The organism is Desertibacillus haloalkaliphilus (assembly GCF_019039105.1).
GTDB classification, from domain to species: Bacteria; Bacillota; Bacilli; order Bacillales; family KJ1-10-99; genus Desertibacillus; species Desertibacillus haloalkaliphilus.
This window is the reverse complement of record NZ_JAHPIV010000006.1, coordinates 131,071-147,580: the sequence shown is the minus strand read 5'-3', so window position 1 is coordinate 147,580 and position 16,510 is coordinate 131,071. Positions and strand designations below refer to the sequence as shown.

16 protein-coding genes and 1 riboswitch are annotated in these 16,510 nt (G+C 43.2%); all 16 genes read left to right on the top strand.

Annotated features, from left to right (window positions below):
• The first annotated feature begins 88 nt into the window (after nt 1–88).
• The 16 genes from KH400_RS08420 (at nt 89) to sufU (ending at nt 16,387) form a co-directional block, all read left to right on the top strand.
• A complete protein-coding gene (locus KH400_RS08420) occupies nt 89–2,476 on the top strand; it encodes a 3-hydroxyacyl-CoA dehydrogenase/enoyl-CoA hydratase family protein (RefSeq protein WP_217223912.1) in 2,388 nt (795 codons plus the stop codon).
• 44 nt (nt 2,477–2,520) lie between these two features.
• On the top strand, nt 2,521–3,699 hold the full coding sequence (locus KH400_RS08415) for an acetyl-CoA C-acetyltransferase (RefSeq protein ID WP_217223910.1): 1,179 nt from the start codon (nt 2,521–2,523) through the stop codon (nt 3,697–3,699).
• A gap of 41 nt (nt 3,700–3,740) precedes the next feature.
• Nucleotides 3,741–5,525 carry an acyl-CoA dehydrogenase FadE gene (locus KH400_RS08410; protein ID WP_217223908.1) on the top strand — a complete coding sequence of 595 codons (1,785 nt, stop codon included), beginning with the start codon at nt 3,741–3,743 and terminating at the stop codon, nt 5,523–5,525.
• A gap of 185 nt (nt 5,526–5,710) precedes the next feature.
• Nucleotides 5,711–5,872, top strand: a complete 162-nt coding sequence (locus KH400_RS08405) for a hypothetical protein (RefSeq protein ID WP_217223906.1) — start codon at nt 5,711–5,713, stop codon at nt 5,870–5,872.
• Between the two features lie 93 nt (nt 5,873–5,965).
• Nucleotides 5,966–6,325: an arsenate reductase family protein gene (locus KH400_RS08400; RefSeq protein ID WP_217224055.1), complete on the top strand. Its 360-nt coding sequence runs from the start codon at nt 5,966–5,968 to the stop codon at nt 6,323–6,325.
• Between the two features lie 96 nt (nt 6,326–6,421).
• The gene (gene gcvH / locus KH400_RS08395; RefSeq protein WP_217223905.1) at nt 6,422–6,805 is read left to right on the top strand and encodes a glycine cleavage system protein GcvH; all 384 of its coding nucleotides are present in this window, start codon (nt 6,422–6,424) and stop codon (nt 6,803–6,805) included.
• A gap of 874 nt (nt 6,806–7,679) precedes the next feature.
• A complete protein-coding gene (locus tag KH400_RS08390; RefSeq protein WP_217223903.1) occupies nt 7,680–7,925 on the top strand; it encodes a YusG family protein in 246 nt (81 codons plus the stop codon).
• A 179-nt stretch (nt 7,926–8,104) separates the two neighbouring features.
• A riboswitch (SAM riboswitch) is annotated at nt 8,105–8,214 on the top strand.
• A gap of 112 nt (nt 8,215–8,326) precedes the next feature.
• Complete coding sequence (locus KH400_RS08385; RefSeq protein WP_217223901.1) at nt 8,327–9,352, top strand: methionine ABC transporter ATP-binding protein; 1,026 nt, start codon at nt 8,327–8,329, stop codon at nt 9,350–9,352.
• Complete coding sequence (locus KH400_RS08380) at nt 9,345–10,010, top strand: methionine ABC transporter permease (protein ID WP_217223900.1); 666 nt, start codon at nt 9,345–9,347, stop codon at nt 10,008–10,010. The genes KH400_RS08385 and KH400_RS08380 overlap by 8 nt, the downstream gene beginning before the upstream one ends.
• Nucleotides 10,011–10,030: 20 nt before the next feature.
• Nucleotides 10,031–10,885, top strand: a complete 855-nt coding sequence (locus tag KH400_RS08375) for a MetQ/NlpA family ABC transporter substrate-binding protein (protein WP_217223898.1) — start codon at nt 10,031–10,033, stop codon at nt 10,883–10,885.
• A gap of 435 nt (nt 10,886–11,320) precedes the next feature.
• Nucleotides 11,321–11,674, top strand: coding sequence for a carboxymuconolactone decarboxylase family protein (locus tag KH400_RS08370; protein WP_217224054.1), 354 nt, complete (start codon nt 11,321–11,323; stop codon nt 11,672–11,674).
• Nucleotides 11,675–11,914: 240 nt separating this feature from the next.
• On the top strand, nt 11,915–12,055 hold the full coding sequence (locus KH400_RS08365; RefSeq protein ID WP_217223896.1) for a YuzK family famiily protein: 141 nt from the start codon (nt 11,915–11,917) through the stop codon (nt 12,053–12,055).
• Nucleotides 12,056–12,622: 567 nt separating this feature from the next.
• Complete coding sequence (sufC, locus tag KH400_RS08360) at nt 12,623–13,408, top strand: Fe-S cluster assembly ATPase SufC (protein WP_217223894.1); 786 nt, start codon at nt 12,623–12,625, stop codon at nt 13,406–13,408.
• A gap of 18 nt (nt 13,409–13,426) precedes the next feature.
• Complete coding sequence (sufD, locus tag KH400_RS08355; protein WP_217223892.1) at nt 13,427–14,737, top strand: Fe-S cluster assembly protein SufD; 1,311 nt, start codon at nt 13,427–13,429, stop codon at nt 14,735–14,737.
• Nucleotides 14,737–15,960 carry a cysteine desulfurase gene (locus KH400_RS08350; RefSeq protein ID WP_217223890.1) on the top strand — a complete coding sequence of 408 codons (1,224 nt, stop codon included), beginning with the start codon at nt 14,737–14,739 and terminating at the stop codon, nt 15,958–15,960. The genes sufD and KH400_RS08350 overlap by 1 nt, the downstream gene beginning before the upstream one ends.
• On the top strand, nt 15,947–16,387 hold the full coding sequence (sufU, locus tag KH400_RS08345) for a Fe-S cluster assembly sulfur transfer protein SufU (RefSeq protein WP_217223888.1): 441 nt from the start codon (nt 15,947–15,949) through the stop codon (nt 16,385–16,387). The genes KH400_RS08350 and sufU overlap by 14 nt, the downstream gene beginning before the upstream one ends.
• Nucleotides 16,388–16,510 lie beyond the last annotated feature (123 nt).

Sequence of the window (16,510 nt, the reverse complement as noted above, 5' to 3'; positions counted from 1 at the left end):
TATTGAAATTCATCTTAGAATCTTTTATAGTTAGTAGTAGAGAAAATGAATGAGTATTCATTCAAGAGATCTGAGAAGGAGGAAGGAAATGAGTGGCAAAATTCGTAAAGCGGCCGTTTTAGGTTCCGGGGTGATGGGTTCAGGAATTGCAGCCCACCTTGCAAATGTAGGCATTCCAAGTCTGTTGTTAGATATCGTTCCTCGTGAACTGACGGAGGCAGAAAAAGCGAAAGGCTTAACCTTACAAGACCCTCAAGTTCGAAACCGTTTAAGTGCAACAGCAAAACAAAAGCTTCTGAAACAAAAGCCAGCGCCGTTAACGGTGAACGATAATATAGATATGATCGAAGTCGGAAATTTAGAAGATGATCTTCATCGACTTGGTGAAGTTGATTGGATCGTTGAAGTCGTTGTAGAGAACCTCGATATTAAACAAAAAGTGTTCGCGCAAGTGGAGGAGTACCGCAAGCAAGGAACAATCGTCAGTTCAAATACATCCGGGATCTCCATTGAAGCGATGGCAGAAGGACGCTCCGATGACTTTAAAGAACACTTCTTAGGTATACACTTTTTTAACCCACCACGATACTTAAAATTATTAGAAATCATTCCAACCGCACATACAAAACCAGACATTTTATCTTTTATGAAAACATTTGCTGAAGACACGCTCGGCAAAGGCGTCGTTGAAGCGAAGGATACACCGAACTTTATTGCTAACCGCATCGGCACATACGGATTGTTAGTTTCGGCACGAGAAATGATCGAAGGCAATTATTCAGTCGGTGAAGTCGATTCCATCACCGGCCCAATGATCGGCAGACCAAAAAGTGCTACCTTCCGCACGCTTGACGTCGTCGGTTTAGATACATTTTTACATGTCGCCAACAACGTCTATGAACAAGTCGATGGCAAGGAAAAAGAAATCTTTAACCCACCAGCATTTATGAAAGAAATGGCGGAGAAAGGCTGGATCGGTAGCAAAGCTGGGCAAGGATTTTTCGTCAAACAGAAAACCGAAAAGGGCAAGGAAATTCTTGAGCTTGACCCAAACACGCTCGAATATGGCCCGCGTAAAAAATTAAAAACGAAAGCGACAGAAGCTAGTAAGCAAACCAAAACGCTACCAGAAAAAATGAAAGCGCTTGTATATGCGGATGACCGTGCCGGCAATTTCCTTTGGAAGACGTTAAAAGCGACCCTTATTTATTCAGCGGAAAAATGTGACAAAATTGCCAATGACATTTCAGCCGTTGATGACGCGATGAAATGGGGCTTTGGCTGGGAGTTAGGTCCATTTGAAACGTGGGATGCGATCGGTGTTGAGGAATCCGTCAAACGAATGGAAGCAGAAGGCGAAACCGTCCCTGCTTGGGTAAAAGACATGCTCGCCTCAGGGCAAACATCATTTTATAAAAATCGTAACGAGTACTTCCACAACGGCGACTATGCGATCAAGCAAGAGAACAAAAAGAACATTCATCTAAAAACCGTTAAAGAGAATGGCAACGTCATTTTAAAAAATAGCGGAGCAACACTGCTTGACCTTGGCGATGGTGTCGCTGGACTTGAGTTCCACTCGCCAAATAACTCGATCGGCTTAGATGTAATCGAGATGATTAACAAATCAATTGCTGAGGTTGAAAAAAATTATCAGGGCCTCGTGATCGCCAATGAAGGGAAGAACTTCTGTGTCGGTGCGAACTTAATGATGATGTTAATGGAAGCACAAGACGAAAACTTCTTTGAAATCGATCTCGTTGTCCGTCAGTTCCAAAAAGCGATGGCAAACATTCGCTATTCAGCAAAGCCTGTCGTCGCAGCACCACATAGTATGGCCCTCGGCGGTGGAGCAGAAGTTTGCATGCCAGCAGCTAGCATTCATGCCTCATCTGAGACGTACATGGGTCTTGTTGAAGTCGGTGTCGGCTTAATTCCCGGGGGCGGCGGTAACAAAGAGCTCTATCTCCGTCAGCTAGAACACTTGCCAAAAGGGGCAAATATCGATCTACAGCCAATCGCTAATAAAGTGTTTGAAACGATTGCAATGGCAAAAGTCGGGACATCAGCAGATGAATCGGCCAAAAACGGTTTCCTTGGACCGCGTGACCATGTCGTGATCAATGGAGATCACCGCATCTATAGTGCAAAACAAAAAGTATTGCAACTAGCTGAAGCAGGCTATCATCCACCACAGCGTAAAAAGATTCCGGTTGTCGGTGAAGCGGGTTATGCGACCTTGCAGCTAGGGGCAAAAACGATGAAGTTCGCCGGTCAGATTAGTGATCACGACTTAAAAATCGCTGAACAGTTAGCCTTTGTTATTGCAGGTGGTCGTGTACCGAAAGGCTCATATGTTGATGAACAATACTTATTAGATTTGGAGCGTGAAGCCTTCTTAAGTCTGATCGCGGAACCAAAAACGCAGCAGCGGATGCAGCACATGTTAGCGAAAGGAAAGCCGTTACGTAACTAGACGGTTCACACACATAAAAGAATCATGAATGGAGGGGAAAGTCTTTGAAAGAAGCGGTTATCGTTTCTGGTGCGAGAACACCAGTTGCAAAAGCGAAAAAAGGGACGTTAAAAGACGTAAGGCCGGACGATTTAGGGGCGCTGACAGTCAAAGAAACCTTGAAGCGGGCGGGAGACTTTGATGCAAGCGTTATCGATGATGTCATTATCGGTTGTGCGATGCCTGAAGCAGAACAGGGGATGAACATGGCTCGCAACATTTCAGCCCTTGCTGGATTGCCGTATACAACACCAGCGATTACGATCAATCGCTATTGCTCTTCAGGGCTGCAAAGCATTGCCTATGCGGCTGAGCGGATTATGCTCGGTCACTCCGGTGCGATCATTGCCGGTGGAGCGGAGTCGATGAGCTTAATCCCGATGGGTGGGCACGTGATTTCACCGAACCCAACCCTTGTGGAGGAAGCACCTGAATATTACATGGGGATGGGCTATACAGCCGAAGAAGTCGCAAATAAATACGAAGTGAGCCGTGCCGATCAAGATGCGTTTGCGGTGGAAAGTCATAAGCGCGCCGCACAAGCGATTGCGGCTGGAAAATTTGACGATGAGATTGTACCTGTTGACGTCACCCTACGGTCTGTTGGCAGTGACCATAAATTAAAAGAAAAACAGATCACATTTTCAAAAGATGAAGGCGTTCGCCCGGAAACTACGGTTGAAGGTCTTGCCAAATTAAGACCGGCCTTCCATCCGAAAGGCTCAGTCACAGCGGGGAATTCCTCGCAAATGAGTGATGGTGCCGCATCGGTGTTGGTGATGGACCGTGAAAAGGCTGAAGCAGATGGTTTAACACCAATGGCGAAGTTCCGGTCTTTCGCTGTTGCTGGTGTTCCACCTGAAGTGATGGGGATTGGCCCGATCGAAGCCGTGCCAAAAGCGCTTAAGCTTGCTGGTTTACAAGTAGAAGATATCGGTTTGTTTGAATTGAACGAGGCATTTGCGTCGCAATCCTTACAGGTGATCCGTACGCTCGGGCTCGATCATAACAAAGTGAATGTCAATGGTGGTGCGATAGCACTTGGTCACCCGCTAGGCTGTTCCGGTGCGAAGCTAACGTTAAGTTTGATTCATGAACTAAAACGTAGTGGTGAACAGTTCGGTGTTGTAACGATGTGTATCGGTGGAGGAATGGGTGCTGCTGGTGTGTTTGAAATTTTGTAATAGATAGCACGTGAAAATAAAATGAAGCGGAGGAATGAAAGATGGCAAATACAAAAGAGCAATTTGTAAAAGGTGGTAGCTTTTTAGTTGAGGACATTGAAACAGAAAAAATGTTTACACCGGAGGATTTTACAGAAGAGCATGACATGATTGCCAAAACGACGGAAGAGTTTGTTGTCGGTGAAGTCGTTCCTGAAATTGAAAAGATTGAAGATCACCAATTTGATATTTCTCGCCGTTTACTGTCTGAAGCAGGTGAGCTTGGTTTACTTGGAGCGGACGTTCCAGAAGCTTATGGCGGCATTGGCTTAGATAAAATTAGTTCATCGGTGATCACGGAGAAATTTTCACGTGCTGGTTCATTTTCATTAAGTCACGGTGCTCACGTTGGGATTGGTTCCTTGCCGATTGTTTTCTTCGGAAATGAAGAGCAAAAGAAAAAGTATTTACCACCACTTGCAACAGGTGAAAAAATCGCTGCTTATGCATTAACTGAACCAAGCTCAGGGTCGGATGCGCTAGGCGCAAAAACGACTGCTGTCCTAAATGATGCAGGTACTCATTACGTCTTAAATGGTGAGAAGCAATGGATTACGAACTCTGCATTTGCTGACGTGTTCGTCGTTTACGCTAAAATTGATGGCGAGCATTTTACCGCCTTTATCGTTGAAAAAGAGTTTGAAGGAGTTTCAACGGGAGCAGAAGAGAAGAAGATGGGGATCAAAGGCTCATCAACACGAACATTAATTTTAGAAGATGCGCTTGTACCGAAGGAGAACTTGCTTGGTGAAGTTGGCAAAGGTCATGTGATTGCGTTTAACATTTTAAATGTTGGCCGTTATAAGCTTGGAGTTGGCTGTGTGGGTGGTACCAAGCGTGCACTTGAGCTAGCGGTCAAATATGCGAACGAACGAAAGCAGTTCAAAACGTCACTTTCAAGCTTCCGATTGATTCAAGAAAAGCTCGCGGATATCGCAACAAAAACGTATGCATCAGAGAGCTCCATTTACCGTACGGGTGGGCTGATTGAAGATGGATTTGCCCGTCTAACGGAAGAAGAACAAAATGATGGAAAGGCGGTCGCTGATGCGATTGCTGAATACGCGATTGAATGTTCATTAAATAAATTTTTCGGTTCAGAAGTGCTAGACTTCGCGGTCGATGAAGCGGTACAAATTCATGGTGGCTATGGATTTATGGCTGAGTACGAAGTGGAAAGAGCTTATCGTGATTCGCGGATTAACCGAATTTTTGAAGGGACAAATGAGATCAACCGGATGCTCGTTCCGGGGACGATTATACGAAAAGCGATGAAGGGCGAGCTACCATTGCTTGAACAAGCGACAGCCTTGCAACAAGAGCTGCTAACGTTGATGCCAGAGGAAGTTGGTACAGAGCCGTTAGCACAAGAAAAATATTTACTAAAAATGGCGAAGAAAATTTTCTTGCTTGTTGCTGGTACAGGAGCACAAAAATACGGAAAAGAGCTGCAAAAGGAGCAAGAGCTACTCGTCAATGTCGCTGATATTGTGAGCGAAATTTATGCGATGGAGTCTGTCATTGTCCGTACGGAAAAAGCGTTCAAAGCAACGGGCGCAGATGCTAACCAACAAAAGCTGTTGCTAACAGAAGTGTATTGCCAAGAAGCCTTCGAGAAGATTGAAGCACATGCAAAAGAATCGATTGTTGCGATGGAAGAAGGCGATCAACTCCGCACAATGCTATCTGTTTTACGTAAATTAACGCGTTATACGCCGATTAATGTAATTGCGAAAAAGCGTGAGATTGCTGCAAAAGTGATTGAAGCAGAGCGCTACGTCGTTTAAGTAACTTGTTTTCAATAAAAACTGGAACACCTTCGTTCCAAGGTACTTTCTCCAAAGGGCTGCTCTCAAAAAAGAGCAGCCCTAAAGCAATGTGCGGAGTCGCTACTATGTTTTAAAGCCCAGGTGAATGGAAACCGTCGATTTGTTCATATAATACAGATACGAACAAAGAGGGGGCGATTTTTTTGAAAAAGCCGAAGCATGAAATCATTTATGATGAGATGGTGACAGCCGTCGAGGAATTTTCAAAAGAAGTGAGCGGTGAGTTAACGACTGATCATATTCAGGAGGCCTACAAAGTGGACGAGCCAATTTCACAGTCGAAGAAGGATAAGGAAGTTGAGTAGCGAAAGTGTAACGGGCAAGCGGTTTGCTTGCCTGCTTTAGCGTAAGTGAGTATGATGGAAAATATATCATATAAGTGAGAGGGGGGATGGATGATGGCGTTAACGTTTTACTGGTATCCGAAATGTGGAACTTGTCGTAAAGCGAAGAAGTGGTTTGAGGACAATGGCGTTGAATTTAACGAAGTACATATCGTGGACGAACCACCGACAAGAGAGCAGCTGCAAGACTTGTATGAAAAAAGTGGACTAGAATTAAAGAAGTTTTTTAATACAAGTGGTAAGAAATATCGTGAGTTAGGCTTAAAGGATAAAGTCAAGACGGCACCAGAAGATGAGTTGCTGGACCTTTTAGCGTCTGATGGGATGTTAATCAAGCGTCCAATTGTAACCGATGGTGAGCATGTAACTGTTGGGTTTAAAGAGGAACAGTTTGAACAACAATGGAAGAAATAAGGCGATAATGATGAATCAGGGGCTCGTCTAGAGCAGTTGTCTCAAATGAGTAAATGTAATATAGTTACGTTGAACACATAATTTGGAGGGATTACCATGAATTTACCAAAGGAATTTAAGTATTCTGAAGAACATGAATGGGTAAAAACGGAAGGCGATAACGTTCGTATTGGGATTACAGATTTTGCACAATCTGAGCTTGGGGACATCGTGTTCGTTGAGCTTCCTGAAGTTGGTGATGAGATCGAGGCGGATGAGCCGTTTGGTAGTGTTGAGTCGGTTAAGACTGTTTCTGAGCTTTATGCACCTGTGAGTGGTAAAGTGGTTGAGATTAATGAAGAGCTTGATGATTCTCCGGAGTTTGTGAATGAGTCTCCGTATGAGAAAGCTTGGATGATCATTGTTGAGCCTTCTGATAAGTCTCAGGTTGATAAGTTAATGTCTGCAGATGAATATGAGGAAATGATTAAGGAAGACTAATCATAGTTGTTAGAGCGATCCGTGGTGGGGTTGCTCTTTTTATATGAAGAAAGAATGGTGCTAAACAGGTTGCCCGCGAATTTGGCATACTTACTTCCCAAGTGAGTGCAGTCGCTCGACCCTAGACGTGGAGCCAATTTCGAATACTTATGAAAGCGAACCCCATGCTTTCAACGCTTTCTGCATTGTCTCCACTACGTCGACTAGCGTCGACGCAAATGGTTGACACCATTTGCGGTCTTGCTCATCTAGAATTTCTCCTCTTTTTTTGTGAGTGGGTCCGAATGTTGTGTAGGTGTTGGCTGAGCGAGTGCCCGCATGAGAGTTGTATTGTGATCTTTTTAGTTGATTCAAGGAAGTTCTTTGGTAGTGAAGTCTCTCTGGGGTCCCCTGGACGTGGGAAAATGAAGAATGAGTCGCTCGACCCTAGACGTGGAGCCAATTTCGAATACTTATGAAAGCGAACCCCATGCTTTCAACGCCTTCTGCATTGTCTCCACTACGTCGACTAGCGTCGACGCAAATGGTTAGCACCATTTGGAGTCTCGCTTATCCTTTGCTTTGGGTCTGATCTTTTTTTGGGGATGTACGAACGGCATTTGGTGAAAGGGCTAGGGGAGTGCCCGCATGACGGTTGGATGGTGTTCATTTTAGTTTACTCATGGAAGTCCTTAAAGAATGAGTCGCTCGACTCTAGACGTGGTGCCAATTGCGTATGCTGAAGTATGATCATTTTTTACCTAACCAACTAACAACTAACTACTCAAGCTCGTTTGTGGTGTTAAGTTTTCGTTTGGGTGGTAATATTTATTTGAGTGAAGTGGTTGGTGTTTGGGAATGGTATGTGTATAGGGAACCAAAGGAGGTTTTCTTCATGGATAAGCAGCAGCTACAGAAGGTTGATATTACAGGGAAAGTTGAAGGTAAGTTTGAGCATGGCAAAATGAACTTGTATGTTGACAAAGCAAAAGTCGGTGAGATTGTCATGACGAACCAAGGGAACATGTATGAGATGTCAGAGGGGTTTGAGTTTGATCACAATAAAGTGTTCCGCTATGAAAAACCAGCCGGTCAAAAAGAAAAGTCGTACGTAGAAGGGTGCGACATGGGCTGGTGTTAATACGTAAGGCAGGCGCTTGGGAGTCCCTCCCAAGCGTCCTTTTTGGCCCCGTCCCTATAATCCTAATATTAACCAAACGTTTAATTAACTGCCAAGCTACTATTCTATCAAAATTTATTGACACAAAAACGAGCAGCGTGCTATGATACATGCAAGTATTAGCGAAAATTGAAGAATAACTCTTATTTAGAGAGGTGGAGGGACTGGCCCGATGAAACCCGGCAACCGCTAACGATCAAGTTAGAAAGGTGCCAATTCCTGCAAAGCAGTAGGCTTTGATAAATGAGAGAAAGGACAGCTAACCGAGATCAAAACCTTTCTGCTCAAACGATGAGGGAGAGGTTTTTTTAAGCTTAAAATCCATTTATAAATATTATTATTATATAGAAAGTAGGGACACCATGATTTCATTAGCAGGGATTCGAAAAATCTTCAAAACTAAAGACGGCCCTGTAACGGCAGTAGATAACATTGACTTAACGATAAATAAAGGCGAAATCTTTGGGATCATCGGCTATAGTGGTGCCGGAAAAAGTACGCTTATCCGCATGCTAAATATGCTTGAACGCCCAACAGAAGGCGATGTGAATGTTGCAGGTAAGAACCTTTCAAGCCTTCGAGGTCAAGCATTGCGCGAGGCGCGCCAAGAAATTAGCATGATCTTTCAGCACTTTAACTTGCTTTGGTCACGAACGGTCCGTGAAAATATCTCATTCCCACTTGAAATTGCAGGGGTGAAACGAGAAGAACGAGTGAAGCGGGTCGATGAACTGATTGAGCTCGTTGGTTTAAAAGGTCGTGGTGACTCTTATCCGTCACAGCTAAGTGGGGGACAGAAACAGCGAGTTGGGATTGCACGAGCGCTTGCCAACAATCCGAAAGTTTTGCTTTGTGATGAAGCGACATCAGCGCTTGATCCAAAGACAACTGATGCGATCCTTGATCTGCTTGTTGATATTAACCAAAAGCTAGATTTGACGATTGTCCTAATTACTCACGAAATGCATGTTATTCGTAAAATCTGTCACCGGGTTGCGGTGATGGAGGCTGGTAAAGTGGTTGAACAAGGTCCGGTCCTTGATGTCTTCCGCAAACCGCAAGAAGAGATGACAAAGGAGTTTGTGAAACAAGTGACAGAACCAGAGGAAACGAAAGAAACGATCGAGCATTTGCTTGCTGAAAATCCATCTGGAAGAGTCATTCAACTGACCTTTGTTGGTGATGAGGCTGAAAAGCCATTAATTACGGGGTTGATTCGTAAGTTTGATGTCGACGTCAATATTTTACAAGGTAAAATTTCGCAAACACAAGAAGGCTCTTATGGCACGTTGTTTGTCCGTATCGACGGTGAAGATGCGGAAATCACAAAAGCGATCGCATTCATCGACGAGCAACAAGTCGAAGTGGAGGTGATCGACCATGACTGAAGCATTTGCTAGCATGAAATGGGACAGGCTTTGGGAAGCAACGTTAGAAACACTATACATGACTGTGATTTCAGTCTCGGCGACATTTATCTTTGGTCTTGCGCTTGGATTAGTTCTTTATCTGACGAGTAAAGGCAACCTTTGGGAGAATCGCCTAGTCAATCAAGCCGTTAGTACGTTTGTGAACGTCTTTCGCTCAATTCCATTTATCATTTTAATTATCTTGTTAATTCCATTTACTCGCTATATTACCGGCTCAATGCTCGGTGCAAATGCAGCGCTACCTGCACTAATCATTGGTGCAGCACCGTTTTATGCGCGAATGGTTGAAATTGCACTCCGTGAGATTGATAAAGGTGTTATTGAAGCCTCGCAATCAATGGGGGCAACGAATGGACAGATTATCCGTAAAGTGCTAATTCCTGAATCAATGCCAGCGTTAATTTCAGGGATTACTGTTACCGCGATTGCACTTGTCAGTTATACAGCCATGGCTGGTGTCATCGGTGCAGGTGGACTTGGGCACTTTGCCTTTTTAGAAGGTTTCCAACGTAACAACAGTTTTGTAACCTTGGTGGCAACAATCGCTATTATCATCATTGTTTTCATCATTCAATGGATTGGCGATTTTCTCACATATAGAACAGATAAACGATAAGTTTAAGGGGGAAGAAAGAAATGAAAAAATTACTTGGTATTGCAAGTGCAACATTATTGTCATTATCACTAGTAGCATGTGGAACGGCAGACGAAGATAATACAGCTGACGAGACAACTGGCGATGAGGGAGCACAAGAAGAAAACGTCTCATTAGTTGTCGGAGCATCAGCTGTACCGCATGCGGAAGTATTAGAAGCAGCGACACCATTATTAGCAGAGCAAGGGATTGACCTTGAGATCGTTACGTTCACAGATTACGTTTTACCGAACCAAGCACTACGTGACGGTGACATTGATGCGAACTATTTCCAAACACCAGGATATTTAGATATGCAAATTGAAGAGTTTGGTTATGAATTCTCAAGTGTTGGTGCGATTCACGCTGAACCAATCGGTGTTTACTCTCAAGAGTATGACAGCCTAGAAGATCTTCCGGAAGATGCACAAATCATCATGAGTGACTCTTTCAGTGACCATGGCCGTATTTTACCAATCTTCGAACGTGCGGGTGTAATTGAGCTTGATGTTGAAGAAGGTCAATTAGCGACACGTGAAGATATTGTTGATAATCCTAAAAACTTAAACTTCGATACACTAGTTGAAGCTAGAATGCTTGCTCCATCTTTCCAAAGTGGTGAAGGTGATGCTGTTGTTATTAACACGAACTATGCACTAGAAGGTGAGGTTGATATCGATCAATACGGTATCGCATTTGAAGGCGAAGATGTCTTACAACCAAACCTAGTTGTTGTTCGCACAGGTGAAGAAGAGCGTGAAGAAATTCAAGCATTAGTTGATGTGCTACGTTCTGAAGAAATCAGAGCATTTATTGAAGAAACATACCAAGGTGCCGTTATCCCTATGGACGAATAAGTCCAAAGGGAAGCACTTCTCGAACACTCGGATTATAATCAATCCGGGTGTTTTTTTGTCGAAAAGGTGAAGGCGCCAGCTGGGAAGAAACCTCTAGGTTTTTGAAACGGACATAGGATGCCTTATCTGCATCAAATCAGATCCTTTTTGGAAACTAAACGGACCGAGGATTCGCTAAAGGCCTGAACTAAGTTGAAAAACACGACCGCAAGGCAGAATAAGGTACTGAGAGTCCGCGCCACATCAGAAAAGCAGGGAATTAGAGTAAATAGCGAAACCAATGTCCGCACCGACGAACTTCTTTATCCTAATTACGTTGTTGACCCATACCTTTCACCGATCCGTCCTGAATATTTTGCCCATCAAAACTTATACTATTGATTGTCATACTTATTTTAAAATGTAGGAGGTTATCGCGTGCAAGACAACCAAGGAATGAACAGTATTGAAATGGCTCTTCAAGATTATAAAGAGGGATTAGGTCATTTCACCCAAAAAATGCCTAATATCGCAAGTAAGTATAATGATTTTACAGAGGAATGCTTTGCAGAAGGGAAGCTTTCGCAAAAGGAAAAGCAGTTGATGGCGCTTGGCATCAGCATTTATTCGCAAGATGAATATTGCATTATCTACCATACCAAAGGTTGCCTTGACCAAGGCTGCACTGAAGAAGAGATTTTTGAAGCAGTTGGTGTAACGGCTGCCTTTGGTGGTGGCGCGGCAATGAGCCAAGCAGTTACACTTGTTCAAGAAGCGATGACTGAATTAAGCGGTCAGATGAAGCAGTAGTCGGCGATTACTTGGTCGTTTTCTCAACATTAAGAAATCGGGAGCGATTTGGTGTATTTTTTTAAATGCCCCCTTTCATAATAAGCAAATCAATCTATAGCGGTATATGTGAGAATATATCACACAAAATCGCGATTGGTCGTGACTGTGCTCCGTGCTATCATAATATGTGTAAGAAAAAAGAATTCTTGAAAGGATTGATTTACTATCCAGAGGTTAAAAGTAGCTCATACGAGCGAAATGGAAAAAGCAATGCAACAGTCACACGGAGTCGGTTATGCAGAATATAGCCGCAGTCTTGAACAACGATTAAAAGTCGAAAAAGCACGTGAGCAGGATTACAAGCAATGTAATCGTTTGGTTGCACAAGTTTCACGGTAGGTAAATCAAAGATTATAGCAATAACGAGGGAAAATAGAGATGAGAAAGAGTCAGTAGCTGCTACTGGCTCTTTTTGAATATATTGGGACGGATCGCGCGCACGGGGTAGAATGGTGTAGTGCCACAGGGACCACGATAGAAAGGGAGAAAGATGGAGCAAGGACGATGAGATTAATTGAAGATGGGAGTAAAAACGGTATATGTAAGCTGACATGTGCAATTAAGATTAGACATTTATCGCAAAGTATAAGAAAATAGAGGAAGGTCGTTTATTGGAAACTGATTCCGGGTATCGATCACGGAGGAGTCTCTTCTTCATTCCGTAAAACGACGCAGCAATTCCGTATGACATAGTCAAAGTAAGGGAAACTAAACAAAGGAAAAATCGCTATTTTCAACTTTTTAAACATAAGTGTATAAAAAGTTTTTTTATGTTGTTATATCCCTTGAACAAATTTTTGATATGTTATAAGATTGTAATGAGAATAGATTGAGAATAAACAGTTGTGCTATGCAACGTTTATATTATAAGGAATGCAAATTGTTTAATAACTGGAGGTAATGAGAATGGCAGCACCAAATTTAAAAATTGAGAATCTTCATGTAGCTATTGAAGGTAAAGAGATCCTTAAAGATTTTAACCTTGAAATAAACGGTGGCGAAATCCATGCGATCATGGGACCGAACGGTACAGGTAAGTCTACACTTGCTTCAGCGCTAATGGGCCATCCAAAGTATGAAATCACAAGCGGTAAGGTAACGTTTGATGGAGAAGACCTACTTGAAATGGAAGTTGATGAGCGTGCACAAGCAGGACTATTCCTTGCGATGCAATACCCAAGTGAAGTTAGTGGGATTACAAATGCAGACTTCCTTCGTTCAGCAATCAATGCTAAGCGTGAAGAAGGCGATGAAATCTCATTAATGAAGTTTATCCGTCAAATGGATAAGAAAATGGACCTTTTAGAAATGGATCAACAGTTTGCACAACGTTACCTAAACGAAGGGTTCTCTGGCGGTGAGAAGAAGCGTAACGAAATTCTACAACTGCTTATGCTTGAACCAAAAATTGCGATCTTAGACGAAATTGACTCAGGTCTAGATATCGATGCCCTAAAAGTTGTATCAAAAGGTGTCAATGAAATGCGTAGCGATGACTTTGGTTGCTTAATCATTACACACTACCAACGCCTACTTAACTACATCACACCAGACAAAGTACACGTGATGATGCAAGGCCGCATCGTAAAATCAGGTGGAGCAGAACTAGCTGAGCGTCTAGAAGCAGAAGGTTACGATTGGATTAAGGAAGAACTAGGAATCGAAGACGAAAAAGTCGAAACAGAAGCGTAAGCGGCAAGGAGGATTACGATGTCAGTTGATACGAAATTAGCATTCGATCAAGAGTATATAAAGAATTTCTCTAAAGACCGCGGAGAGCCTGAATGGTTGTTAAACTTCCGCTTGAAAGCTTTAGAGCTAGCAGAAAAAGTAGAAATGCCAAAGCCGGATAAGACAAAAATCGATAACTGGAATTTTACAGGATTCAAACATGAGGTGGCAAAAGCGGACCAAGTGACTTCTTTTGATCAACTTCATGAGGATGTAAAAGCGCTTATCGATGAGAACGTAAAAGAGCACAACTTAATCGTTCAGCGTGATGCAACGCCAATTTACACGCAAGTAAGCGATAACTTAAAATCTAAAGGCGTCATCTTCACAGACATTGCAACAGCAGCTCGTGAGCACAGTGACTTACTTGAAAAGTACTTCATGACTGATGCTGTTCATGTTGATGAAAACCGCCTTGTAGCTCTTCATGCAGCGTTATTAAACGGTGGGGTATTCGTGTACGTCCCTAAAAATGTCGTACTTGAAGAACCATTACAAACGATCTTCTGGCAAGAGAACCCTGAAGCTGGTCTTTTCAACCACGTGATCGTTGTTGCTGAAGATAACAGTTCAGTAACTTATGTAGAAAACTATGTTTCATTTGATAATCAAGTTGAAACGGTAGCTAACATCGTTGCTGAAGTCTATGCAGCACCTGGTGCTAAGGTGTCATTTGGTGCCGTTGATAACTTCGCACAAGGTGTAACAACGTACGTGAACCGTCGTGGATATGTAGCACGTGATGCGAAGGTTGAGTGGGCATTAGGACAAATGAATGATGGCTACACCGTTTCTGAAAATACAACGCACTTAATCGGTGATGGATCATTTGCTGATAGTAAGACAGTATCGATCGGTCGCGGTGAGCAAAAGCAAAACTTCACAACAAACATCGTTCACCATGGTAAGCACTCTGAAGGCTACATCTTAACACACGGTGTTATGCGTGAGTCAGCAAGCTCAATCTTTAACGGTATTACAAAGATTGAACATGGTGCAGCGAAATCAAACGGTGAACAAACAGAGCGTGTGTTAATGCTAAGTGAAAGAGCACGTGGGGATGCAAACCCAATTCTTTTAATTGATGAAGATGACGTAACAGCAGGTCACGCAGCTTCTGTTGGTCGTATCGATCCGTTGCAAATGTTCTATCTCATGAGCCGTGGGATTCCAAAACATGAAGCTGAGCGTCTTGTTATTCATGGTTTCCTTGCTCCGGTTGTTGGTCAATTACCAGTTGAAACGGTAAAAGAACGCTTAACGGAAGTTATTGAAGGGAAAGTTAAGTAATGAATGTTCAAGAGATCAGAAAACAGTTTCCGATTCTTGATCAAGAAGTCAATGGACGCAAGCTAGTCTACCTAGACAGTGCTGCAACATCTCAAAAGCCGATTAAAGTGATTGAGGCGATTGACGATTATTACCGTAGATATAACTCAAACGTTCACCGTGGCGTTCACACACTCGGGACGTTAGCAACCGATGGCTATGAAGGTGCAAGAGAAAAGGTTCGAGCATTCATCAATGCCTCGTCAACTGAGGAAATCGTCTTTACACGTGGGACGACAACAGCAATTAACCTCGTTGCCGCAAGCTATGGACGCGCAAATGTTAAAGAAGGCGATGAAATTGTGATTACCCCAATGGAACATCACAGTAATATCATCCCTTGGCAACAAGTAGCCAAAGCAACAGGCGCAACGCTGAAGTATCTTCCACTTCAAGAAGACGGAACGATTGCTCTCAGTGATGTTGAAAATACAATTACAGATAATACGAAAATTGTTTCAGTGATGCACGTTTCAAACGTGCTTGGAACGATCAATCCAGTGAAAGAAATTGCGGCAATCGCCCATAAACATGGCGCAGTGATGGTCGTGGATGGTGCGCAAAGTACACCTCATATGAAGGTCGATGTCAAAGATCTTGACTGTGATTTCTTTGCTTTTTCTGGTCATAAAATGGGTGGACCAACTGGGATTGGTGCTCTCTACGGAAAAAAACAACTTCTTGCTGACATGGAGCCAATTGAATTTGGCGGTGAAATGATCGACTTTGTTGGTCTTCACGAGTCAACATGGAAAGAGCTTCCGTGGAAGTTTGAAGGTGGAACACCAATTATTGCCGGAGCGATTGGGCTAGGGGCAGCGATCGACTTTTTAGAGGAGATTGGCCTTGATCAAATCGAAGCTCACGAGCATGAACTTGCTGAGTACGCGCTTGAGCAGCTCTCAGAGGTAGATGGTGTTACTGTCTACGGTCCAAAACATCGTGCTGGCCTTGTTACATTTAATTGTGATGATGTTCATCCTCATGATGTCGCAACCGTCCTAGATGCAGAAGGAATTGCTGTTCGCGCTGGTCACCACTGTGCGCAGCCATTAATGAAATGGCTTGATGTTACAGCAACAGCACGAGCAAGCTTCTACCTTTACAACACGAAGGAAGAAATTGATGAATTCGTTGTTGGACTAAAGAAAACAAAGGAGTATTTTGGCGATGTCTTTAAATAGTAATCTTGATACCCTCTATCGACAAGTAATCATGGATCATTACAAGAACCCGCGCAATCGTGGTGAATTTGATGGTGACTCAGTCACGATCAACATGAACAACCCGACGTGTGGGGACCGTATTCAACTGCAAATGCAGGTTGAGGATGGTAAAATTGCAGATGCCAAATTCGTCGGTGAAGGTTGCTCGATCAGCCTTTCATCTGCTTCAATGATGACGCAAGCCGTTAAAGGGTTAGAGGTGGAAGAAGCGATGAAAATGTCTGAGATTTTCTCAGATATGATGCTAGGCAAAGATTACGACGATGAAGCCTTTGACCTTGGTGACATTGAAGCCTTACAAGGTGTAGCTAAGTTTCCGGCTCGAATTAAATGTGCAACATTAGCTTGGAAAGCGATGGAAAAAGGACTGAAAGAAGAAAACTAAGCGTACGTTTTTAGAAGGGGCTGGTTAAGGATAAGATGGTTAATCAGCTTCGTATAAATGAAGATTGATTTGCCCTGACATTCCTACTGAGTGCAGAGCAACCCAACTTCACCTGTCGGCAAG